The 22,197-nt window shown below is 46.3% G+C and carries 21 protein-coding genes; 10 read left to right on the top strand and 11 right to left on the bottom strand.

What is annotated here, in order from left to right:
* The first annotated feature begins 46 nt into the window (after positions 1-46).
* Together malF and malG are read left to right on the top strand one after the other, a co-directional pair.
* Complete coding sequence (malF, locus tag FC652_RS08635) at positions 47-1,618, top strand: maltose ABC transporter permease MalF (RefSeq protein WP_176298250.1); 1,572 nt, start codon at positions 47-49, stop codon at positions 1,616-1,618.
* Between the two features lie 18 nt (positions 1,619-1,636).
* The gene (gene malG, locus FC652_RS08630) at positions 1,637-2,527 is read left to right on the top strand and encodes a maltose ABC transporter permease MalG (protein ID WP_011082433.1); all 891 of its coding nucleotides are present in this window, start codon (positions 1,637-1,639) and stop codon (positions 2,525-2,527) included.
* Positions 2,528-2,893: 366 nt separating this feature from the next.
* Here malG and FC652_RS08625 read toward each other — a convergent pair whose 3' ends face one another.
* From FC652_RS08625 to FC652_RS08615, 3 genes are all read right to left on the bottom strand, one after another.
* Entirely contained in the window at positions 2,894-3,139 is a 246-nt protein-coding gene (locus tag FC652_RS08625) for a hypothetical protein (RefSeq protein ID WP_011082434.1), read from the bottom strand.
* Between the two features lie 139 nt (positions 3,140-3,278).
* On the bottom strand, positions 3,279-3,764 hold the full coding sequence (locus tag FC652_RS08620) for an acyl-CoA thioesterase (RefSeq protein ID WP_176298249.1): 486 nt from the start codon (positions 3,762-3,764) through the stop codon (positions 3,279-3,281).
* A gap of 113 nt (positions 3,765-3,877) precedes the next feature.
* Positions 3,878-4,786, bottom strand: a complete 909-nt coding sequence (locus tag FC652_RS08615; protein ID WP_039450173.1) for a DMT family transporter — start codon at positions 4,784-4,786, stop codon at positions 3,878-3,880.
* A gap of 99 nt (positions 4,787-4,885) precedes the next feature.
* Here FC652_RS08615 and FC652_RS08610 point away from each other — a divergent pair, with 99 nt between their 5' ends.
* Positions 4,886-5,674 (top strand): helix-turn-helix domain-containing protein, encoded by a 789-nt coding sequence (locus FC652_RS08610; protein ID WP_026050763.1) that lies wholly within the window; start codon positions 4,886-4,888, stop codon positions 5,672-5,674.
* Here FC652_RS08610 and FC652_RS08605 read toward each other — a convergent pair.
* Positions 5,669-6,586 carry a M14 family metallocarboxypeptidase gene (locus FC652_RS08605; protein ID WP_176298248.1) on the bottom strand — a complete coding sequence of 306 codons (918 nt, stop codon included), beginning with the start codon at positions 6,584-6,586 and terminating at the stop codon, positions 5,669-5,671. The two genes, FC652_RS08610 and FC652_RS08605, sit on opposite strands and share 6 nt — an antisense overlap.
* Positions 6,587-6,758: 172 nt before the next feature.
* Between FC652_RS08605 and FC652_RS08600 the strand changes: the two genes are divergently transcribed.
* On the top strand, positions 6,759-7,670 hold the full coding sequence (locus FC652_RS08600) for a DUF808 domain-containing protein (RefSeq protein ID WP_176298247.1): 912 nt from the start codon (positions 6,759-6,761) through the stop codon (positions 7,668-7,670).
* 3 nt (positions 7,671-7,673) lie between these two features.
* Here the strand turns inward: FC652_RS08600 and FC652_RS08595 are convergent, their stop codons facing one another.
* Both FC652_RS08595 and pyrC read right to left on the bottom strand, forming a co-directional pair.
* Positions 7,674-8,837 carry a GGDEF domain-containing protein gene (locus tag FC652_RS08595; RefSeq protein WP_176298246.1) on the bottom strand — a complete coding sequence of 388 codons (1,164 nt, stop codon included), beginning with the start codon at positions 8,835-8,837 and terminating at the stop codon, positions 7,674-7,676.
* A gap of 132 nt (positions 8,838-8,969) precedes the next feature.
* A complete protein-coding gene (gene pyrC, locus FC652_RS08590; RefSeq protein ID WP_176298245.1) occupies positions 8,970-9,998 on the bottom strand; it encodes a dihydroorotase in 1,029 nt (342 codons plus the stop codon).
* 257 nt (positions 9,999-10,255) lie between these two features.
* Between pyrC and FC652_RS08585 the strand changes: the two genes are divergently transcribed.
* Positions 10,256-12,076: a hybrid-cluster NAD(P)-dependent oxidoreductase gene (locus FC652_RS08585; RefSeq protein WP_176298244.1), complete on the top strand. Its 1,821-nt coding sequence runs from the start codon at positions 10,256-10,258 to the stop codon at positions 12,074-12,076.
* Positions 12,077-12,188: 112 nt separating this feature from the next.
* Here FC652_RS08585 and nadE read toward each other — a convergent pair whose 3' ends face one another.
* Complete coding sequence (gene nadE / locus FC652_RS08580) at positions 12,189-13,019, bottom strand: ammonia-dependent NAD(+) synthetase (protein ID WP_176298243.1); 831 nt, start codon at positions 13,017-13,019, stop codon at positions 12,189-12,191.
* Between the two features lie 149 nt (positions 13,020-13,168).
* Here nadE and FC652_RS08575 point away from each other — a divergent pair, with 149 nt between their 5' ends.
* Positions 13,169-13,693, top strand: a complete 525-nt coding sequence (locus FC652_RS08575) for a nicotinate-nicotinamide nucleotide adenylyltransferase (RefSeq protein ID WP_176298242.1) — start codon at positions 13,169-13,171, stop codon at positions 13,691-13,693.
* 20 nt (positions 13,694-13,713) lie between these two features.
* Positions 13,714-14,193, top strand: a complete 480-nt coding sequence (locus tag FC652_RS08570) for a hypothetical protein (protein ID WP_176298241.1) — start codon at positions 13,714-13,716, stop codon at positions 14,191-14,193.
* A 61-nt stretch (positions 14,194-14,254) separates the two neighbouring features.
* On the opposite strand, the gene FC652_RS08565 is transcribed toward FC652_RS08570, so the two are convergent.
* Complete coding sequence (locus FC652_RS08565) at positions 14,255-14,860, bottom strand: AraC family transcriptional regulator (protein ID WP_176298240.1); 606 nt, start codon at positions 14,858-14,860, stop codon at positions 14,255-14,257.
* A gap of 230 nt (positions 14,861-15,090) precedes the next feature.
* Here FC652_RS08565 and FC652_RS08560 point away from each other — a divergent pair, with 230 nt between their 5' ends.
* The gene (locus FC652_RS08560) at positions 15,091-16,194 is read left to right on the top strand and encodes a 1-acyl-sn-glycerol-3-phosphate acyltransferase (protein ID WP_176298239.1); all 1,104 of its coding nucleotides are present in this window, start codon (positions 15,091-15,093) and stop codon (positions 16,192-16,194) included.
* Positions 16,195-16,309: 115 nt separating this feature from the next.
* On the opposite strand, the gene FC652_RS08555 is transcribed toward FC652_RS08560, so the two are convergent.
* Positions 16,310-16,861, bottom strand: coding sequence for an outer membrane beta-barrel protein (locus FC652_RS08555; protein WP_176298238.1), 552 nt, complete (start codon positions 16,859-16,861; stop codon positions 16,310-16,312).
* Between the two features lie 502 nt (positions 16,862-17,363).
* Here FC652_RS08555 and FC652_RS08550 point away from each other — a divergent pair.
* Both FC652_RS08550 and FC652_RS08545 read left to right on the top strand, forming a co-directional pair.
* Positions 17,364-18,410, top strand: a complete 1,047-nt coding sequence (locus FC652_RS08550) for a GMP reductase (RefSeq protein WP_011081644.1) — start codon at positions 17,364-17,366, stop codon at positions 18,408-18,410.
* A 229-nt stretch (positions 18,411-18,639) separates the two neighbouring features.
* Entirely contained in the window at positions 18,640-20,448 is a 1,809-nt protein-coding gene (locus tag FC652_RS08545; RefSeq protein WP_176298237.1) for a hypothetical protein, read from the top strand.
* A gap of 155 nt (positions 20,449-20,603) precedes the next feature.
* Here the strand turns inward: FC652_RS08545 and FC652_RS08540 are convergent, their stop codons facing one another.
* Positions 20,604-21,125: an RNA methyltransferase gene (locus FC652_RS08540; RefSeq protein ID WP_176298236.1), complete on the bottom strand. Its 522-nt coding sequence runs from the start codon at positions 21,123-21,125 to the stop codon at positions 20,604-20,606.
* Between the two features lie 263 nt (positions 21,126-21,388).
* On the bottom strand, positions 21,389-21,796 hold the full coding sequence (gene rnk, locus FC652_RS08535; RefSeq protein WP_011081559.1) for a nucleoside diphosphate kinase regulator: 408 nt from the start codon (positions 21,794-21,796) through the stop codon (positions 21,389-21,391).
* Between the last annotated feature and the right edge of the window lie 401 nt (positions 21,797-22,197).

Genomic DNA, 22,197 nt, shown 5'->3' with positions numbered 1-22,197 from the left:
CCTCCTTACTTTTCTTTCTTTTCTATATATCGCTAGCAGGTTCCCTATGCAGTCAGTTCAAGGTACAGATGCTATGACAGCTCCAGCAGCCAGCCTGCCGGGCAGCAAAAAAGTGTTTATTAAATGGGCGCTTCTTGGCACGGTCGGTCTTATTAATGGTTATGCAACGATTCTAATGTATTCTCGCGGTGAGGTTGCTTTTGCAATGCTTACTGTGATTCTTACTGCGTTGGCGTTGTATGTGTTTGGTAGTAAAAAAACTTACGCTCATCGCTACATTTATCCGGGTATTGCCGGGATGATTTTGTTCATCCTCTTCCCTTTGGCATACACCGTTGGTCTTGCGTTTACCAACTACAGCGCTAAAAACCAGCTTTCTCTCGATCGTGCGCAAAGCGTGCTTTTGGACCGTACTTTCCAAAGTGGTGAAAGCTATCCGTTTACTCTGTATAAAACCGATTCTGGTCACCGTATTGTTATTAAAGATGGCGATGTCTTACTGTCGACACCTGAGTTTGTCCTTGGCAGCGCCATCAGTGATCTAGACCTTTCACCGGTCGATTCGGTGACAGGCACGGAAGAGCCGATCAAGACTATTGTTAGCAACCGTACCGCACTGAGCAGCATCGATTTGCACTTTGCTAATGGTGATGACATTCGCATGAGTGGCTTACGCAAGTTTGCTGGCGTAGTGCCTCTTTACACCATGCAAGCGGATGGCGAAACGCTGAAGAATAATCAGACTGGTGAACTGCTTAAGCCCAATATGGACGTGGGTTTTTACCAAGCGATGGATGAGGCAGGCAACTTTGTTGGCAACACCGTCTCTCCCGGCTTTGTAGTGCAAATTGGTACCGATAACTTTGAACGTGTTTGGAAAGATGACGGCATCAAAGAGCCTTTCATCAGTATCTTTATCTGGACGGTGGTTTTCTCAATTCTCACCGTTGTGCTTACGCTCATCATTGGCTTGGTGCTGGCGAGTGTCGTGCAATGGGAAGAGTTAAAAGGCCGTGCTATTTATCGTGTATTGCTGATTCTGCCTTATGCGGTTCCTGCGTTTATTTCAATCTTGATCTTTAAAGGTCTGTTTAACCAAAGCTTTGGTGAGATCAACATGGTGCTAAATGCGCTGTTTGGCATCAGCCCAAGTTGGTTCTCTGATCCAATCATGGCAAAAAGCATGGTACTGATTGTGAACACTTGGCTTGGTTTCCCTTACATGATGATCCTTTGTATGGGCTTGTTGAAAGCGATTCCAGAGGACTTATACGAAGCCTCAGCGATTGATGGCGCCAATTTTGTGCAAAACTTCACTCGCGTGACGTTGCCACTGATGATTAAGCCGTTGACTCCACTGCTCATTGCGAGCTTTGCATTTAACTTCAACAACTTCGTCATGATCCAGTTGTTGACGCAAGGTGGTCCAAACATGATTGGTACTTCAGAGCCTGCGGGTTACACCGACCTGTTGGTGAGCTACACCTACCGCATTGCGTTTGAAGGTGGCGGCGGCCAAGACTTCGGTTTGGCAAGTGCTATCGCAACACTGATTTTCCTACTGGTTGGCGCGCTGGCTCTACTTAACCTGCGTTTCACTAAGCTGTCTCAGAACTAAGGGTAAGGAGCATACAACATGGCAATGGTACAAGGTAAATCACTTAAATACCGCGTATGGGCAACCCATATTGCATTATGGGCCTTCTTATCGATGATCATCTTCCCTTTGTTGATGATCGTAGCAATCTCGTTCCGCGAGGGTAACTTTGCAACAGGCAGTTTAATTCCAGACAACCCGTCATTGGAGCACTGGAAGCTGGCTCTTGGTTTCTCAGTCACTAATGCAGATGGCTCTGTTACTCCACCGCCATTCCCAGTTCTCACTTGGTTATGGAACTCGGTAAAAGTAGCAGGTATTACATCGATTCTGATTGTTGCGCTTTCAACGACATCGGCTTACGCATTTGCGCGTCTACGCTTTAAAGGTAAGGAGACTATCCTAAAAGCGATGATGATTTTCCAAATGTTCCCAGCAGTATTGGCGCTAGTGGCACTTTATGCTTTGTTTGACAAACTTGGTCAGTATATTCCGTTCCTTGGTTTGAATACGCACGGTGGTTTGATCTTCTCTTACCTTGGTGGTATCGCACTGCATGTTTGGACGATTAAGGGCTACTTTGAGACCATCGATAATTCGTTAGAAGAAGCAGCTGCATTGGATGGTGCTACACCATGGCAGGCATTCCGCTTAGTACTTCTACCTTTGTCTGTGCCGATTCTTGCGGTGGTGTTTATTCTGTCGTTTATTGGTGTGGTAGGTGAAGTTCCTGTGGCATCTTTGCTACTTTCTGATGTAAACTCTTATACATTAGCGGTTGGTATGCAGCAGTATCTCTACCCTCAAAACTATCTGTGGGGTGACTTTGCAGCAGCAGCGGTGCTTTCAGCATTGCCAATTACCATCGTATTCTTACTTGCACAACGCTGGTTAGTAGGTGGTTTGACTGCCGGTGGTGTTAAAGGTTAATCTCTTCTCGCGATTAACTTAAGGATAAGAATAAGAGCGACCGTATCAGGTCGCTCGTTTTATTACTTTTTATTACCCATTTGGTTTGGCCGCCGATCTAGTAATAGAAAGTATCATGGCGTTACGCATAGCTGGCTGTTAGCTTTGTTCCTTACGATTATCACTAACAGTGTTTGTAACCAATTGCCTGAGTTTGTCCTCAGGCTTTTTTGTATCTGATGTTTTTGTCTTGATAGTATGTACAAAGGACAGAAGCAGAGTAACCATTTCAACTTTAGTCGCATAGTTGAGATGGGGCCTGATGCGTATCAGTTCACAAAAATAATTGTCGATGATGAAGTGGCTTGTAGCGAGGTCTGTACTGGATCAAAACTCTTTGCTCGAAGGTGCGCAGCCAAGGTATTGCAAGAGGGTATAGAGGCTTTCTTGTTGCAGAGCGACTCGACGGAAAAGATCGGCGAACGTCACATCGCCACCAAAACAGGCCTGGATATAGTGATTGATTTCGTCACTGGCGTATCCTTCCACATACATGGTGCGCACCCACTGATATTCAACCGACTTGAGATTGGCCAGTGTGCTTTCACTTAATGTGGTTTCCCTTAGTTTCAATGTGTTGTCTCTTGCTCATTTCAGTTGAGCGATTAAAACAAACCAAAATGACGCTTTTATGACGTTTTGATGTTGGAATGATGTCGAAACAGACGAGCGTGAGCCCTTAGCTTAGGTCACACGCTCGATGGTGGGGTGGCTACTTGAGGTATTTGACGTGCGCTTCCATCTCTTCACCGATTTCTTTGCGCATGTTCATCAAGCGAATCGCAGATTGCTCGAGCGCTTTATCTTCGTCGGTTTCAGGAATCCATTTTTGAATGGGGGTAGGTTGGCCATTTTCATCAACAGCGACCATGATAACAATGCAATGGGTGGTGAGTCGGTTTTTGAGATCTTTGGGATCGCTGGCCTGCACATCAATGGCAATGTGCATCGAGGTTGTCCCTGTGTAAATCACCTTGGCGCTGACTTCAACCAAGTTACCCACATGTATCGGTGCAACGAAACGAATGCCACCCGCGTAGGCAGTAATACAGTACTTGCCACTCCAAGCTGCAGAGCAGGCGTAGGCGGCTAAGTCGATCCACTTCATTACGGCGCCGCCGTGGACCTTTCCACCAAAATTCACATCCCCAGGTTCTGCGAGAAAGCGCAGAGTAATACTGCGTTGACCACGACTCATATGCCAATCCTTAACATGTCATTATTGTGCTTATTTGATAACAAAAATGTTACTTATTAGCAATGAGTTTAGCGTATAGACGCTAAGGTGTGCTTGTTACGCATGACAACGAATTATGAAATGGTCGCGGAGGTGACTTCCGACTGAACCATGGCCGCTTTCTTACGAGGTTTCAGTTGCGAAAGAATCACACCGAAGATCACCAATAACCCACCAACAAAGTGGTAAAGGTGTACCTGCTCTCCCAGCATACTTGTCGCTAAAGCCACTGCGACGACCGGAAGCAAATTCATGAACATTGCGCTGGATTCTGCGCCAATGCTGTCGATGGCTTTGACCCACATCCAAGGTGCGAGAATGGAGGCCGCGACGCCCGCATAAAAGATCAAAGGCAGAGCTTCTGCGCTAGGTAGCAACTGCTCGCTGGTCAGCCACAATGGTGTGAGCATGGCAACAGCAAACAGACCTTGCATGTAAATCAGTGTCCAATTGGAAAATGGCATTTTCCAGCGTTTCAATAACACGCAGTAGGCGGCATAGACAATCGCGGCAAGCACCATCAGTCCATCCCCTTGCGTGACGGGTTGTTCAATAAAGAAGGCCACATCACCTTGGCCAAGCATGTAGGCCAAACCAAACAGTGAAATTGCACCACCGATAAGGCTAAGAGCAGACACTCGTTTGCCCAAAAGAGGCACACTGAGAAAGACACTGATCAAAGGGACCAATGAGGTGATCAACGACATGTTAGACGCGCTGGTGGTTAAGCCCGCGTAGTAACCTAAAGATTGGTTTAACACCATGCCTAACGTTGCCAAAAACGCGAGTTTACTGAGGTACGGTTTTATCTGCTGCCATTGGCGAATCACATGAGGTAGGCAAAATGGGGTAAGAATCGCCATGGCCACAAACCAACGATAAAAGCTCATCGCACTCGGCTCAATAGCCGATGCTGCCAACTTATTAACAATGGAGTTGCCGCCCCAAATAAGAACAGTAAAAAGTGGAAGCAGATAAACCATGAGAACTTACTCGCAGAATGACAGTTGTCAGATAGTTTGTCAGGTCGTTATAATTACAAGTATCTCTTAAAAGACATTGCGCGTGATAGGAAGACAAGTTTGAAAAAGTCCCCTCGACATCTTCATCCCTCGTTATCAATCGATACTCCACCATCTGATGTGTTTATGAATTTCGAAGAGTTTCTCTCGAATACCGAAACACGTGAACACAGCCACACTTGGGGTCAGGTTCAATTGATCAGTGGTGGAATCTTAGAAATGGAAGCGCAAGGAACCCGCTTTTTAGCGCCGCCTCACCTGGCGATTTGGGTACCGCCCGGTATTATGCACCGCAGTTTCAATCGACGACCATTGGAGTATTGTTCACTCAATATTGCCAAACAGCTGACGGATAAATTTCCCGCGAAAACTTGTCTAATTCAGGTCACCCCGATTGTGTCGGCCATTATTGATGATTTTCGCCTGCGCGATATTAACGTGGCGACCGAAGAGTCGGATAAACGATTGGTGCAAGTTCTGCTTGATCAACTGGCAACCAAAGAAACCCAACATCATTTTCTACCATCATCCGATCACAAATACTTAGCCCCTATTTTGGCTCATGTAGAAGAGAATCCGACGGACACGACGAGCTTGTCAGAATGGGCAGAAAAAGTGCATACCACTGAGCGAACATTAGCCAGACACTGTCAGAGTGAACTTGGAATGAGCTTTACCGAGTGGCGTTTACGCGTGCGTTATCTTTATTCGATGGAGTTATTGCGCAAGGGGCAGACGGTGAAGGAAGTGGCATTGACGCTCGGTTATAACCAAGCCAGCCCTTTTATCAGTATGTTTAAAAAATACTCCGGGCAAACCCCGGAGCAATATAAAAACCGCCTGTTATAACTGAGTGATCACGTAGTCTAGACCGCCTACGATCGCAGCAACTTGTGCATCATCACACTCTTGTGCGGTCACTTTAGGGCTGTCTGGGTACACTTCTGTCGTGGTGCCAAATTGACAACCAGCCACGCCACCACATAAACCCAGCTTCACCATTGGGTAGTGAATGACGCCGTGTTGAATGACAGGAGAACCGATGATTTCACCGTTCTCATCGGCAGGGGCAATATGCGTGACACGCGATACCGATTTAATCACCGCAGCTTGGAATTCTGGCTGAGGATTCTCAGTGTCCGCGACGGTGTAAAAGCCGTCTGGGATCATCCCTTCGATATAGTCGATGCCATCGCGAGCGGCGAGTGCTGGACGGAATTCGCTCTCATCGGTGTCAGTGGTTTCGTGCAGATCAAAATGAACCAAAATCGGGCCTAGAGTGGCCACTAACCGCATCAGGCTGGCGGACTCTTCGGCGGGACTCTTTGCGTAAAATGAACGATTAGGGTCAACCGCATTTGGGTTCCAGCGATTGATGGTTTCGTAACCCCAAGGGCTGATGCAAGGTGTGCAAACCAAGTTGAAGTAAGGCTCGTATCGGGTGGCTTCGGTCGCCATAAATTTGAGAGCACCATGCACACCACTGGTTTCGTAACCGTGCACGCCACCGGTGATCAATACGGTTGGTTTACTCTCATCCCAAGCTTTGGTTTTTAAGCAGTAAAGCGGATAGCGGGCGGGATCGTAGGAGAGGGCGCCGTACTGTTCAAGCTCAAACTCTACGGCCAAAGCAAGAATCTTAGGGACAACTTCAAGCTGATATTCACGCTTTATGTGGGTTTGCTGTCGCCAAGCGAGGCGTTCCTCATCTCCCCATTTTTGTCCGGCGATACCGATTGGATACGTTGAATGCGTCTTCATAGAATTCCCTATTGGTGGCTGCGCAAATGATGTCGCAAGGTTAGATCGAGTTACCTTGAGATACAACCGTAATGCTAGGCTTACTCAATTTTTTGCACAATATTCACTTGGCGACACCGAAGAGCGCTGTTACATTTTGAAATGATTCGAGTTTATCTATGAGAAATCAATTATGGCTGGAGCAAGTCTATTAACGCTTTTGGATGATATTGCAACGGTGTTAGATGATGTTGCGGTGATGTCGAAAGTCGCGGCAAAAAAAACCGCTGGTGTACTAGGGGATGACCTTGCGCTCAATGCCCAACAAGTGTCGGGTGTGGCGGCAGAAAGAGAAATTCCGGTTGTCTGGTCGGTTGCGAAAGGTTCGTTCAAAAATAAATGCATTTTGGTTCCGGCAGCGCTGCTTATCAGTGCCTTTATTCCTTGGCTCATCATGCCTTTATTGCTGTTGGGTGGTTTGTTCTTGTGCTTTGAAGGGGCGGAGAAGGTACTGGAAAAGCTGTTCCACTCTTCTCACCAAACCGAAAGTAGCAGTGCAGAGCGAGTAATAGAGGACATTGAGCAATACGAAAAACAAAAGATTGCAGGTGCCATTCGTACTGATTTCATTTTGTCAGCAGAAATCATCGTCATTGCGTTAGGCACCGTGCAGGGGCAGAGCACCATGACACAAGTGTTGGTGGTGAGTTTGATTGCGTTGGCCATGACCATTGGTGTGTATGGTTTGGTGGCTGGCATTGTTAAATTGGATGACCTGGGTTTCTATCTCGAGAGAAAATCGCAAGGCAAAGGAGCACTCAATAGCATGGGCCAGGCTCTGATCCGATTTGCGCCAAAACTGATGAAAGTACTAACGGTCGTCGGCACTGCGGCGATGTTTTTGGTGGGTGGCGGCATTGTTGTGCACAACGTCCCTGCGGTTCATCATTGGATTGAACCGATCATCATGAATTTATCGGACCTCTCAATTGTCAGCGCCATCATTCCTACCTTACTAAATGGGTTAGTCGGGTTGCTCGCTGGGTTACTGGTTGTTGCTGTGTGGAGTGTTATCGGTAAGTTTCGTACTCAGTCTCATCACTGAGCGTTAGATATCAGAGACATCACAAACTCGGTTGCGGCCTTTGCGTTTTGCTAGGTATAAGGCTGCATCAGCGCGTTTTAAAAGTTCATCCCATTCGTCATTGTCCAGTAACTGCGCTACTCCAAAACTCGCCGTCCAAGGCTCTTGTTGCTTTGGGGTAAAACGTTGTTCGGCCACCTTTTGTCTAAGCTTTTCCGCGACGATGTGCGCACTTTCTATTGTGGTATCCGGCAAGACAACGAGAAATTCTTCTCCCCCAATACGAAAAGAGATGTCCTGTTTGCGAATTTGGGTGGTCAATAGGTGACCAATGCCAGCCAGCGTGACATCGCCTATCTGATGACCGTAGCGGTCGTTAATTTTTTTGAAATGGTCCAGATCTAAGATGATCACCGAAAACGGTGTCCTCAACCGCTGTGCGCGTGAAAGTTCCCGAGGAATCATCTCCTCTAAGGCTCTACGGTTATAAATATTGGTGAGTGTATCTCGCAAAGAGGTTTGATAAATATTGGCGATTAAGCGAGCGTTGATCATCCAAGGGAAGGTAAAGCCGAGCGTAAGGATAAGCAAAATCATGGCAAGGAAAGAGTACTGATGTACGCTACTTGCAAACATAAAGTCGGTAATTTGCGTGCTCATGTAGGTGATATAAACCCGAGCTAACATCCACAGTGCAAGGATCATAAATGCCGCAATGAGTAAGGCGATGGCTAAAGGGTGATCATCGTTTTTTCCTTCTTTTACAACATATGCAGCGCAGAAACTGCAAAAAGCAATATAGAGGCTGACTGCGATGATTCTCGCGTTGGTTGAGTTTTCAAAGTCGGTAAAGTAAATCAAGCAGAAAACCAACACTGGATAGAAGAATAGCGTTAGTTTTTCGGGCAACGACGGAGAGCAACGGAATCTCAGTAAGCTTGAGACAAACAGAGTAAAGCCTAAGCAAATGAAACTGTTGGCGAAAACTTTAGAAAACCACAGGCTAGTGCTGTTGCCAAAACTAAGAGTAAAGAAACCCACTGCAATAACGAAAACTGCGATAGCGAGAATTCGTAACCCTTTGATGTTATTTTGAATTGACTGCAACATCAAAATGCCGATCCCATAAGCAGAGCAGATCAGCACAGTGACGATAGATAAGGTTTTGATATCAAGATCTAAATCCATAGCACGCTGTTGATGTTGTCATTCTTGTTAGTGTCTTTGTATTAGCTTAGATGACGAAATCACAAAACCATAAAAAAGCCGCTGAAATCAGCGGCATTTTTTATGAGGAGGGTAATACATGGAATGATTAAACTATTTCACTTTCCACTCAACGTGTTCATTGGCGCGAATTGGCACCACAATATCACCACCAAATGGCATTGAAGCAGGAACAGGCCATGCGTCTTTTACCAACGTAATTGTGTCTTGGTTGCGAGGCAAACCGTAAAAATCTGGACCGTTATGGCTGGCAAACGCTTCGAGATTTTCCAACTTGCCCGCTTGCTCAAACACCTCTGCATACAGTTCCACAGCGGCGTGAGCCGTGTAAGACCCCGCACAACCACAAGCGGATTCTTTCGCGCCTTTGGCATGTGGTGCAGAGTCCGTGCCCAAGAAGAATTTCTTGTTGCCGCTCGTCGCTGCTGAGATCAACGCAAGCTGGTGGGTGTTGCGCTTAAGAATTGGCAAACAGTAGAAGTGGGGTTTGATGCCGCCCACTAACATATGATTGCGGTTGTACAGCAGGTGATGAGCGGTAATGGTTGCGGCAACGTTTTCATTGGCATTTTTCACAAACACAACCGCATCTGAGGTGGTGATGTGTTCGAGGACAATTTTCAAATCAGGGAAGTCTTGAACAATCGGCGCCAACACATTGTCTAAAAAGGTTTTTTCGCGATCAAAGATGTCCACATCGTGTGTGGTCACTTCGCCGTGTACCAGTAGCAACATGCCTACTTCTTGCATGGCTTGAAGGACTGGATAAATTTTCTTTACATCCGTCACGCCAGAATCGGAGTTAGTTGTCGCGCCTGCTGGGTACAGTTTTGCTGCGACTACTGCACCGCTGGCCTTGGCTTTGCGCACTTCATCCGCTGTGGTGTTGTCAGTCAAATACAGTGACATAAGCGGAGAAAATTGTTTTGTTTGGTTATGTGCTTGAATGCGATCGCGATAGGCAAGCGCCATTTCAGTCGTGGTGACGGGTGGGACAGTGTTTGGCATGATGAGTGCGCGGCCATTGTAACGGCTGATATCGCGAACGGTATCTGCCAAAACTTCGCCATCGCGCAAGTGTACGTGCCAATCATCAGGACGAGTAATAGTAAGTGTTGTCATTGTTGCTCCCACCATAGAAAAAGAATCCAAAAGGAGCCTAAACAATAGAAAGCAAACGCTTCCGTTTAGGCGACAGGATGATATAGGAAAGCGTGATCTATTTCACCCGATTTCTCTCTTGATGTAAAAAATGTGCTGAATTTTCATACTCTAACCTTCTGAGCAAAGATAACGCATTTCATCAGTTGGTGGTTTTCTCTCTCGCTTCAATTGTCTATCATGGCATCTTATAAATCATAATTCACAAGGAAGTTTCGATGCCGTCAGCCACATTACAACAGATTAATGTGTATCCAGTGAAATCCGTTGGAGGAATCGCTTTAACGTCCGCTTGGGTAGAAAAACAAGGGCTTGCTTTCGATCGCCGATTTATGGTCGCGACGGCGTTAGGTGAAATGGTCACTGCACGTAAATATCCTCAAATGGTGACGATACGCTCCGCTTTGGTTGCTGATGGGATTGTTTTCACTTACCCAGACAAACCCGCCCTGATGCTGAAGTATCAAGACTTCAAGCGACAAGAAACACCGGCGCAAGTGTGGAAAGACAATTTCACCGCTTACACCACCACTGATGAAGCGGACGACTGGTTTAGCGATATTCTGGGGATCCGTGTTGAGCTGTTGTTTTCTGGGGAGCAATCGAATCGAGTCCGTGAGAAGATCGGACACAATGTCAGTTTTGCGGATGGTTACCCACTGTTGGTCATAAGCGATGCGTCACTAAAAGAACTCAATCGACGCAGCCCGGAAACGCATTCGATGGATCAGTTTCGCACCAACTTAGTGGTGAGCAACTGCGACGCGTTTGCCGAAGATGGATGGAAAAAAATTCGCATTGGTGAGGTGATATTTGAAGCGGTGAAGCCCTGTGAGCGCTGCATTCTCACCACGGTCGATGTCGAGAAAGGTCAGTTTCGCGCCAATAAAGAACCACTGAACACCTTATTGACGTTTCGCGCCAATGAACAAGGTGGCGTCTTTTTTGGACAAAATTTAGTCGCGCTGAACGAAGGGATGATCCAAGTGGGAGACCGGGTAGAGGTGTTGGAAGTGAAAGAGAAAGAAGTCTATCCGGACAGTGCTTGTCACGATATTCGCCTTACCTGCGTCGAAAAAGAGACCATTGCACGGGATTTCGTGACGTTTTGGCTCGAACCAGAGCACGGGCAACTACCCGCGTATTTGCCAGGGCAGCATTTGCCACTAGAAATCACCGTTGATGGTGACACCATTTCACGTCGTTATACCTTATCGTCGAGCCCTTCTCGGCCAGGAAGATACGCCATTTCCGTCAAACGCATCGATGGTGGACGAGTGTCAAATTGGCTGGTTGATCATCTTGAGGTAGGCGATGAGCTGCTTGCACAATCCCCACAAGGCCAGTTCCATATTCAAGAGGACAAACATCAACCTTTGTTGCTGCTCTCGGCAGGTAGTGGCGTAACCCCCATGTTGTCGATGCTACGCTATCTTGCGGATCATGATCTTGTCGAGGATGTGGTGTTCTATCACCAATGTCGCTCCGTTGAAGATATCCCATGTAAAGAGGAGCTTGATGCGCTGAAATCACGCTATTCTGGGCTCACGGTTAAAATCTCGCTCACTCAAGCACCGATCGATTGGTTTGGTCTCAAAGGGCGCTTGAGTTTATCGCATCTTAAACAGATCAAGGCGGTGGAATCTCGTCAGGTTTTTGTGTGCGGCCCCGATGGCTTTATGCAAAAGGCGAAGAATTTATTGCTGAAAAAAGGGCTGCCTGAAAGCCATTATCATCAAGAAGCGTTTGGTGTCTCGACGTCGCCTAACAGTGAGCGCAAAACGGTTGAGCTGGAATTTAATGGTGAGACGTTTACGGCTGATAATCAGCAAACCTTACTTGAACACGTTGAAAATCATGGTTTGACGATCGCGCATAGCTGTCGAGCCGGTTTTTGTGGGGCGTGCAAGGTGAACGTCATCAGTGGGCAAGTTCATCAGCCTGAGGTTCCTGCGTTGACTGAGCAAGAGAAACGCGAGGGTAAAGCGCTAGCATGTTGTTGCGTGCCTTTAACGGATGTTCGTTTTCAGTCGTTGTAGCGACGCTTAGATTAAGTAAGCCAGAAACAATGACCTCGCTTTAAGCGAGGTCATTGTTTTATCTCGATTTCTAAGCTCACTTCGCATGGAGCTTGGTGAATCGTAAACTCGATTAATCGTAGATAGTAGGAATAGGTTGGCGTTTGTGTTGCGTGGCTTTGTAAATACTCACTAGACGCGCACTGACGGCTTCAGAGACGGGTTTGCCTTCCAAGAAATCATCAATCTGTTCGTAGGTCAGATTCAGCGCATCTTCATCGGCTTTTTGTGGTGCCAGCTCTTCTAGGTCTGCCGTCGGTACCTTTTTAACCAAAAGTTCTGGTGCTCCAAGCGTTTCTGCGACAAGACGAACCTGACGTTTACTCAAACCAAACAGTGGGGCTAAGTCGCAAGCGCCATCACCGAACTTGGTGTAAAAACCCGTGATGTTTTCTGCAGAATGGTCGGTACCGAGTACTAGGCCACCCACATAACCAGCAATTTCATACTGAGCCACCATACGAGCGCGTGCTTTGACGTTACCTTTAACGAAGTCGACTTTGGCTGCATCTTGTGGGATAAGACCAGTCCCCTCTAACGCAACATGAGAAGCCGCATGTAAGCCATCGACACCGGCTTTAATGTTGACGGAAACAGAATGCGTTGGTTGGATAAACGATAGAGCAAGTTGCGCTTCTTCTTCGTCTTTTTGCTCGCCATAGGGCAAACGAACAGCGACAAACTGATAGGTATTGCTGTTCGATTCTTGGTTGAGTTGATCCACAGCAACCTGAGCGAGACGGCCACACGTGGTTGAATCGACGCCACCACTGATACCAAGAACAAGCGATTTACAGCCTGATTCAAGCAGCTTCTTTTTGATGAAAGCGACGCGGCGTTCAATTTCAAATTGAGGGTCGATGGTTGGAAGCACACGCATTTCATCGCGGATGAGTTGTTCCATTTCGGGTTCCTTTTCCTGCAAGCTAAACCCAGCTTAAATGTCGCCAAAGGCACAAATATCAAGGCTGGTATTACAAATTTACTGTGACTGGTAGTATCATACCCGATTCGTTTTAATAGAAAACTCTCTGACTCGAGTAAATACCATTTATGTTGAAAATCGCCGTATTTGGCAGCGCTTTTAATCCTCCTAGTCTCGGTCACCGTAGTGTTATCGAATCACTTTCCCATTTTGACCTAGTGCTTTTAGAGCCTGCGATTGCCCATGCTTGGGGCAAAGAAATGCTCGATTACCCAATGCGGTGCATGTTGTTGGATGCCTTTATTCAAGATTTATCGTTGTTGAATGTACGACGCTCAAGTTTTGAGCAAGAGTTGTACCAACCCGGAGAAAGTGTCACAACGTTCGCACTACTCAATCGGATTCAAGAAATCTATCCGGAAGCCGATATCACCTTTGTGATTGGTCCAGATAATTTTTTTAAGTTCGCTCATTTCTACCGTGCGGAAGACATTTTACAAACTTGGTCGGTAATGGCCTGTCCAGAAAAAGTGTTCATCCGAAGCACAGATATTCGGACAGCTATTGATCTGGATGGGGATATATCCCATTTAACCACACCTAGCGTGAGAAAATTATTGATCGATAAACAGTTCTATAAGACAATTCCTTAGTTCTAAGAGGTCTGACTAGTATGCTTAAGAAAACACTCCTATGTTGCTTCGTATCAATGCTGTTTGCCGGGCAAGCGGCTGCGTCGTGTGCGTTGCTAGAGGAGCGTTCAATTATGCTGCCAGACAACGAATTTGAAGTGTGTACTACCTTAGAAGAGAAGTTGAGCTTTTTGCGAGATAACGCAATAGCTTGGTGGAATAAAGAAAAAGTAGAATCGCGTCAGGACTATTGGGATGAATGGGCTATGAAGCCTAAAGATAACCCAGTGCTATCACAAAGTCTCTCCGATAAACATTTTGGCCTTGGTTTTTGGTTACCCGATGAATTAGAAAATCAAGTTGCAAAAATGACCACAGAAGAGTGGCTCAAGAGCCATGGTGTGATGTTTAGCTTAGGCTTTGGTGATAAAAAGGCGGGGGAGCCGAGAATGCGTTTCGACTATCGTTGGCATGATGCCCAAGAAGCGGATCTTATGATGCAGATAGAAGTCCCATTTTAGAACACTTGATTTCATACAAAGACGCCAGCTCAATGCTGGCGTCTTTGTTTTCAATAGGGAATTAGAGAGTTTGCCCGAGCAGCATTTGGCAAATGAGGTCGCATTGTTCTTCATTTCCATCAAAAAAATCCTCGACGATCTGTGCTTTCTTTCCTCCCGACAAAGCTCGTTTTTGTGCTTCTCTGGCTAATAATGCGAGATGCAGTTCCCTATCAAGAGCTTCTGAATTGGGCGTCCAACCACTTAGTTTGTCGCTGAGTGGGGTGTGTTCAAACACAGGCTTTAACTGCAGTGCTTCACGTTTCAATACCGCGAGTATCTCCAACTGTGCGTCACTGCGCGCTGGATGTTTAGGGAGTTCATCGAAAAGTGCAAGAGCCAAGGGGGACAACGTAATATATCCAGCGCTTTGTGGGAATCTTTCACCGACACGGAGCGAAATAGAGCAGCCATCAAGAGTTGAGCCTGGCAGTAGGGTAAGTGAACACAGGCTGTTTTGAGGAATCCAGAATGATTGACCCGTTTCTAGGCCAAATTCGTGTTTGCCCATTTTGATTAATGCTAAACCAGAGCGGACAAGCAACCACTTGTGTTTTAAGGAGCGTTTTCTCGCCATTGCAGTTAAATGGCTAAAAGTCTCGCGTTTAAACTCAATCGCGTAGTTCATGTAGGGTACCTCAAATCTTGGGGCGCTAAGGTTACCGCCTAGCGTCGCAAAAGCCAACTATTGCGAGAAGGATATGGCGCTATCTTGCGTAGAAAGGGAAAGAATTGAGGCACAATTTGTCATATTTGTGAGTTCACTGGTATGACCTTGTTAAAACAAAGGCTAAGTTAGCTGCGAGTATCGCGAACAATGCGTAGAATGTGCCAGTTTTTTTCAACATGACAAAAATAATGACAGACAACATTGATCCTTATAAAGAGATTCGCCCTTACAACGATGACGAGATTCCTGCTGCACTGGAACGTTTGGTGCACGATGATGAATTTATCAGTGCAATATTACAACATCGTTATCCCAACAGTGCTTCGTGGTTCAGGGGGCTTGTCGCACCATTCCTTAAATTCTATCTCAGAAGAAAATGGCGTAGCCTAGATTCGGTAGAAGCGATCCAGCAGGTGGTAAAGAAGTATCTTGAACAGACACTTAAAACAACAACAGATGGGGTAACTTATACCGGTTTAGAGAAGCTAGATAAACAGAGCGCCTATTTGTTTATCTGTAATCACCGTGATATCGCAATGGACCCAGCGCTCGTGAACTATGGCTTGTTCACTCATGGTCACAAGACAGTGCGTATCGCGATTGGTGACAATCTGCTAAAAAAACCTTGTGCAACAGAGCTAATGAAGCTCAACAAGAGCTTTATAGTCAAACGTTCAGTCAAAGCGCCACGAGAAATGATGAAAGTGCTTGGACAACTTTCTTCCTATATCAAGCATTCGCTTGAAACAGGGAACTCGATTTGGATTGCGCAAAAAGAAGGACGAGCAAAGGATGGTAATGATTTTACTGACCCAGCGATTTTGAAAATGTTCCATGTCGAAGGGCGCAAGCAAAAAGTGAGCTTCGCAGACTACATGAAGTCGCTCAAAATCGTGCCTGTTTCCATTTCGTATGAAAATGATCCTTGTGATATTGCCAAAGCGAAAGAGCTGTTTGAAAAAGCGAGCAATGGTAGCTATAAAAAAGGCGAATTTGAGGATATTGAAAGCATTATTCAAGGCATTGTTGGCTACAAAGGTCGTGTGCAGGTTGCGTTTGGTGATCTAATCGAAAGTGATTTTGAGACACCAGAAGCGTTAGCGGAAGAGATTGACCGACAAATCCATGCTAACTACCATCTTTACCCGATCAATAAGCTAGCAGCTGGTCATGATGATGACTCGATAGCCCCAGCGGTGCGTGCGTCTTTAAAAATGAAGCTTGAGCAGCTTCCGGAAGGAGCACAGCATCACCTGGTTGCAAGCTATGCCAACCCGTGTAATAACAAGTAGCATCAACCCGCTGTAAACAACCAATGCCAGCGCCATCGCTGGCATTGTTTTTTCCTGCCCATCATGTGTTTGAAGTTTACTATTCACAATAAAAATCGCCGCTTACTTTTGGCGACTAAAAGGAGTAGCGAACACCCGCACTGACGGAGGTTGCATGCTCATCATTCGGTAGCATCTGGTAAGTGACAGCAGCATCTAGCGTTAAGCGTTGGTCAAATGGGGAGGCTAAGCTCACCCCTGCACTGGCATAAGGTTTAAAGCTGTCATCGGTAGTGGTTTGCTCAGTCGATGTGATTGCATTCCACTTGGTAAGCTCTGACTGGATATAACTTGCCCCAGCCTTACCGTAAACACTCAGCGGGCCTAGGTGTTGATCGACTCTTAAACCCAAACCATAAGCATCATAAGTTTGTACAAAATCTTTTGAGTTTGCCGCCACACTGCCGTTGACCGTCTCCACCTTTTTGTAACTCACATCAGCAGAAAGGAAATCGGTAATGCGATGGTTGTAACCCACTTGGAAAAAATAAGCGAGCTCTTGTTGATTGCCATTGTTCACCATTGTCGCGCCGACGTTAGTGTACATGGTACCCACTTCCCCTTTTGCATAGACCGCAGAAGGAAGCGCAGTCAAAAATGTCAGCGTAATTACAGAGAGTTTTTTCATAGTCGACACTGCCTTTGTTGTTCAATTGCCGAGCGGCAAAAGTGTTCCTTGTTTATTCCTTAATACCTTACTAAGCAAAAAACAGTCCGCTTTTCATAGTAAAAGTTTAGGAGGGTTAACAAAAAAGTGAGAAGGTTGATAGGCAGCGACCACCTCGTTTAGGTCACATCTTGAGAAAAAAACGGACATGGGTGAACAAATAGCCAAAGCATTGCGCAAGCGTTTGCGAACGGTTTCTTAACTAAAGGTATGAATTAAAAGATAAAAAAGAAATTAAGAGAGAAATCAGGGGGAGTGGGTATGGAATCTCTGCGATGGTAGCACAAAAAAATTTAAAAAATCAGACTTGTCGAAAAAAAATCGCGACCTATAATGCTGAAAACCGGAGCGTCTGCCAACGCTCCGGTTTTTTTGTGTCCGAAGAACAGTAACCTCGTCTGCCAACTTGGTTACTACGCACTCTGCGATGACACATACAAGTTATGAATCAAGGAATTACACAATGCGTATCGAACAAGAACTTAAGTTAGGTTTTAAAGATGTCCTGTTTCGCCCGAAACGTTCTACCCTGAAAAGCCGTTCTCAAGTAAATTTAACCCGCGAGTTTACATTCAAACATAGTGGTCGTCAATGGTCTGGCGTGCCTGTCATCGCCGCCAATATGGACTCTGTGGGCAGCTTCGAAATGGCGAAGGCACTTTCTCAGCATGGTGTAATGACCGCCATCCACAAACACTACACCGTTCAAGATTGGGCCGATTTCGTCAAAGACGCTGACAGCGAAACCTTGAACAAAGTGATGGTTTCAACCGGCACATCGGAAGCTGACTTCCAAAAAACCAAAGATGTCATGGCGCTTTCCGATGAGCTGATTTTCATCTGTATCGATATCGCCAACGGCTATTCAGAGCACCTAGTACAATATGTTCAGCAAGTTCGCGCTGCGTTCCCAGACAAAGTGATCTCAGCAGGTAACGTCGTTACTGGCGATATGGTGGAAGAGTTGATCCTTGCTGGCGCAGACATCGTTAAAGTGGGTATCGGCCCAGGTTCAGTATGTACTACTCGCGTGAAAACAGGCGTTGGTTACCCTCAGCTTTCTGCCATCATTGAGTGTGCCGATGCTGCGCACGGTCTTGGTGGCCGTATTATCGGTGACGGTGGCTGTGCGTGTGCTGGCGATGTAGCGAAAGCCTTCGGCGGCGGTGCAGATTTCGTGATGCTAGGCGGCATGCTCGCTGGTCACGAAGAATCAGGCGGTGAAATCGTGCTAAAAGACGGCGAAAGCTACATGAAATTCTACGGCATGTCTTCAAAGAGCGCGATGGACAAGCATTCCGGTGGGGTTGCAGGCTACCGAGCAGCGGAAGGAAAAACCGTACTATTGCCTTACCGTGGCAGTGTTCACGGCACCATTCAAGACATCCTTGGTGGCGTGCGTTCAACTTGTACTTACGTAGGCGCAGCCGAGCTTCGCGAGCTAACCAAACGCACCACGTTCATCCGCGTTCTTGAGCAAGAGAACAACGTGTTTGGTAAAGAGAAGTAAGCCGACACTTCGAAAATTACAAACTATCTAGAGCCGCTTTTTGCGGCTCTTTTTTGTCAGAAAATTGAGAGATGAGGTTTTTTAACATGTAACCTCCTCTTTATTCGTAATTTTTTCCTCTGTGATGTGAAGTGCTTCGACACTATTAGTTGCGATTACGTCATTTCATTGTGGTGCATGCGTGTTTCAGTACATTCTTTGGCTAAGTTAATGATCCGAGGAATTAATCATGAAACATTTTTGGGGATTATCAGTGCTAATTGCAGCACTTTCTGGTTGTGGCGGCGGTGGTGGTGGAGGCAGTGATGGTTCCAACTTAGCCGGAGATACGGGCGGAAAAATCACGGTGGAACAGACAAGCTTTTCCATAACCACTGATGGGTCGAATTCACACTATTGGCTCGACATACCCCTCAATGTCACGCTGCCCGGTTCCACGCAAGTTATTTATTTATACGTACGCAGTGACAAAGCTGAATCAACAAATGTTAGTGATGTTTACCTCGATCTTATAGGATCAACACCACATGCTGGGATCGTTTTTAACAACGCGGCAAGTGAATTTTCTGAACGGCTCACTTTGTACTTTTGCTATGACCAAAGTTGTTCCAAGCAAGTCGTCGGTTCGCCAACTGATGTCCAGGTGAAGTTTGACATAACGACACCTTCTATCAGCAAATCAGTAAATACATCGGTTGAAGTGACAGCGCGAAGAGACGCGCCAACCGACACTGAATATGTCATCGAAATCCCAGTGACGGGTGTTAGCCAAAACTCATCCAACCTTGTTTCGTTTACTAGTCAAGATGGTTGGTCGAAGAACTATTGCACATACAATGACGCGAGAGACAAGGCGATATGTAATGTAAAAGAAGACAGTTTTAGTTCAAGAACCGATGCTGAATTGAATGCAGGGCATCGATATACGATGGAGCTCTGTGGAGCAATGGGTTGCGTGGACAATGTAGCAATAGATGTGAGCTATGTTGCGACCACAATACCGACAGCGACATACAGCGATGCTAAGGCTGTCAGCTACATATCGAGTTGGCCAAATCAGGTTAAATACAGCAGCTACTATAATGCGATCGTGGTGTTGAGTAACCTTTATGGCAGCCCTGAAATCAATATCGTGCCAGTTGATGGCAGCCCGACGATCACGATTCCTATTAACAACGAAGCAGACAATGAGACGAGTGATGTCTTTATTGATGAAGCAACCGGTGAAATCATTTTTGTGATTGGTTATGGCGGAAATGTGTACAAGGATTACTTCGTAAAAACGATGCAACCTAACCTTGTGGATCCGAGAGCGTCAGTGATTACATCAGTGCCTGTTGCCATTGATGCTATTCAGGGAAGTCATATTGCCTTGGCTGGTGATACCTTGTTTATTCAAGATCACCGTCTCGTCTATGAAGTGGATATCACTTCAGGTAGCATATTGCGTCAAGCCAATTTTGCTAACGCAAGCTATTTACCGCTGAGTATGGCCGCGAGTAATGAAAGAGTCTATGTACGGTATGACAACGGTACCCTGGGTGAAAATAATAGAGTACTCGTTGAACGCTTTACCAATAACGATCTGACATCGGATCCGGTTAAAACCTTAGCTTATAGTCCTGTAGAAATGGACGCCTGCAAACGTATGTTTAGCTATGACAACGTCTTATACACCAGCTGTGGGGAGCGAATTCCAACCACGATCGATACAGCTACGGACTTGGCTGCGCAGCAAACGGTTCCTAAGCCTGTGTGGTATACCGAGAGCAATAATGCTTATCGCGTATTGGTGGGCGTTGTTAAGTTAGACAACGGAAACTTTCTATACGCTGAAGAATCGAAAGAAAGTTGTTACAGTGATTGCCTCATGTATCTCACCGAAGCGACGCCGAATAACGAGGTGATTGCAGAGTACTTTGCGCCTACAGATCTCGAGCGTTTTAGTGGGCTAATGAAAGCAGACGATGGAAGTGTCTGGTTAGCGGGCCAAAAAGCTGGAGCCAGTGCATTTTTAGCTAAACTCGTTGCGCCTTAACACAGTGAAGGTTTTGTGATTGGCTTCTGCATATAGTTAGCTTCAATGCGGCGCGATTTAAAAATCGCGCCGCTTTTTACTGCTCTTTTATCGTCCAAAATTTGGTCAGTAAGTCGTGACACCCTATCACACGAGAGCTTGGTAAAACTTGTTTTCTAATCGCAGCTTTCTTTAACTCGCAAACGGTTTTTGTTATCGCGATTGGCGATAACTTGTGCGTGGTCGTCTATCGAGTCGAGTGTTTTTGCTAAGCGATCGTACATCACCACATTGACAGTTGCGGCGAGATTCATGCAACCGTGCGTGGGGATGTAAACAACATGATGTGCTTTGTCGACCACCTCTTGCGGCAGTGAACCATCTTCCGGGCCAAACAGATAAATGGCTTTTTCAGGATGGGTGAAATGCGGCAGTGCAGTGGCACCAACCACCAACTCGACACAAACAATCTCGACATCGCCGTCAAGGCTGGCGGTGAGGTCTTCCATCTCCAGCAAATCAATCCGCTCATGACTATTTTGTGTATCGGTCTGAAACCTTGCCGCTCGGCTATAACGGGTGCCGTTGTAGCGCACCTGAGTGGCGTTGTAGCAACCTGCCGCGCGCATCACTGCGCCGACATTGGTGGGGCTTTTGGGATTGTGCAGTCCAATTATGACTGTTGGCTCAGTTGTCATCGCTGTCTTTCTACTTCTGTATTGCTATCGTTGAGCTGGGTGCTAACAAAGGGCGGGATTATCGCTCTAACGGGGCAGGAGCGCTAGTGATGAATGCACTTCAGGGGAGATTCAAGATGGAGCAATGAAAGCGTCAATGCGAATTTGCCTTCTTTCAACTGAAAGCGGTACAACAGCCATTTGGTCAAGAAAGGTATTGTGATACCTCGAAAATCATACACCATTACCATTAAGAGCCGCTTTTGCGGCTCTTGTCTTAAGCATTACAAATGAAATTCGCCCATGCGCTCTGGTTGGTAAGTCACTTCGAGAATTTCGATGGTTTTTTCTGCGCCGCCGGGCATTGGCCATGTGAGCTGCTGGCCGACAGAAAGGCCAAGTAACGCGCTGCCAACTGGGGCAAAAATAGAAACGTCATCTGGGTTACGAACTTGGTCTGGGTAGACTAATGTTTTCTCCATGACTTTGTCACTGCCGACAAACGTAAAACGCACCGTTGAGTTCATGGTAACGATGTTGTCGGGCATTTGTTGTGGTGCGAGCACGTTGGCTCTATCTAACTCATTTTCCAGCTTCTCCAATTCTGGTGATAAGTTCGCCATCTTTTCAAGAAGTGCGCTAATACGATCCATGTCTAGCGTTGATACGCAGATCGATTCAGTGTTGGACATTTTATTCCTCCTAAACGCAATACCGCCCCAACAAAAGTCAGGGCGGCATAGAAAAATCCAGATTGTTGTGCTTCTCAATGGGAGTAACACAAATTTGTCGTGCCATTCTAATCAATATGAATGAAGTTTTCTATGTTTCGGTTGTTTTCATACATGAAAGTGGGAGGTGGTGAGGCAAACAAATTGAGTTAACAGTGTGATACCCCCTTCCTACTTGAAGCTGTCGCGCTGTTGGCTTCGTTCCTTCCCTCTAATCACATAGCCTGTCTATGCTCAAGGAGATGAACTCACTTGCCGCCTACCTACAACTCCAAGTAGTTTGGGTATTAATAAAATTAAAGGTTTCATCGGCTGCCGTGCGATACTCTGCGCTCAGCATAACGGGTAAACAGAAACGAGAA

The sequence above is a fragment of the Vibrio sp. 05-20-BW147 genome (genome assembly GCF_013369385.1).
GTDB lineage: Bacteria > Pseudomonadota > Gammaproteobacteria > Enterobacterales > Vibrionaceae > Vibrio > Vibrio floridensis.
This window is presented reverse-complemented; position numbering and strand designations above follow the sequence as displayed.

What these genes read in the sequence shown, in the direction of transcription:
- malF (WP_176298250.1), top strand. Translation starts at nt 47, where the DNA reads ATGCAGTCAGTTCAAGGTACAGATGCTATGACAGCTCCAGCAGCCAGC.
- malG (WP_011082433.1), top strand. Translation starts at nt 1,637, where the DNA reads ATGGCAATGGTACAAGGTAAATCACTTAAATACCGCGTATGGGCAACC.
- FC652_RS08620 (WP_176298249.1), bottom strand. Translation starts at nt 3,764, where the DNA reads ATGAGTCGTGGTCAACGCAGTATTACTCTGCGCTTTCTCGCAGAACCT.
- FC652_RS08615 (WP_039450173.1), bottom strand. Translation starts at nt 4,786, where the DNA reads ATGGTTTATCTGCTTCCACTTTTTACTGTTCTTATTTGGGGCGGCAAC.
- FC652_RS08605 (WP_176298248.1), bottom strand. Translation starts at nt 6,586, where the DNA reads ATGAAGACGCATTCAACGTATCCAATCGGTATCGCCGGACAAAAATGG.
- FC652_RS08600 (WP_176298247.1), top strand. Translation starts at nt 6,759, where the DNA reads ATGGCTGGAGCAAGTCTATTAACGCTTTTGGATGATATTGCAACGGTG.
- FC652_RS08595 (WP_176298246.1), bottom strand. Translation starts at nt 8,837, where the DNA reads ATGGATTTAGATCTTGATATCAAAACCTTATCTATCGTCACTGTGCTG.
- pyrC (WP_176298245.1), bottom strand. Translation starts at nt 9,998, where the DNA reads ATGACAACACTTACTATTACTCGTCCTGATGATTGGCACGTACACTTG.
- FC652_RS08585 (WP_176298244.1), top strand. Translation starts at nt 10,256, where the DNA reads ATGCCGTCAGCCACATTACAACAGATTAATGTGTATCCAGTGAAATCC.
- nadE (WP_176298243.1), bottom strand. Translation starts at nt 13,019, where the DNA reads ATGGAACAACTCATCCGCGATGAAATGCGTGTGCTTCCAACCATCGAC.
- FC652_RS08575 (WP_176298242.1), top strand. Translation starts at nt 13,169, where the DNA reads ATGTTGAAAATCGCCGTATTTGGCAGCGCTTTTAATCCTCCTAGTCTC.
- FC652_RS08570 (WP_176298241.1), top strand. Translation starts at nt 13,714, where the DNA reads ATGCTTAAGAAAACACTCCTATGTTGCTTCGTATCAATGCTGTTTGCC.
- FC652_RS08565 (WP_176298240.1), bottom strand. Translation starts at nt 14,860, where the DNA reads ATGAACTACGCGATTGAGTTTAAACGCGAGACTTTTAGCCATTTAACT.
- FC652_RS08560 (WP_176298239.1), top strand. Translation starts at nt 15,091, where the DNA reads ATGACAGACAACATTGATCCTTATAAAGAGATTCGCCCTTACAACGAT.
- FC652_RS08555 (WP_176298238.1), bottom strand. Translation starts at nt 16,861, where the DNA reads ATGAAAAAACTCTCTGTAATTACGCTGACATTTTTGACTGCGCTTCCT.
- FC652_RS08550 (WP_011081644.1), top strand. Translation starts at nt 17,364, where the DNA reads ATGCGTATCGAACAAGAACTTAAGTTAGGTTTTAAAGATGTCCTGTTT.
- FC652_RS08545 (WP_176298237.1), top strand. Translation starts at nt 18,640, where the DNA reads ATGAAACATTTTTGGGGATTATCAGTGCTAATTGCAGCACTTTCTGGT.
- FC652_RS08540 (WP_176298236.1), bottom strand. Translation starts at nt 21,125, where the DNA reads ATGACAACTGAGCCAACAGTCATAATTGGACTGCACAATCCCAAAAGC.
- rnk (WP_011081559.1), bottom strand. Translation starts at nt 21,796, where the DNA reads ATGTCCAACACTGAATCGATCTGCGTATCAACGCTAGACATGGATCGT.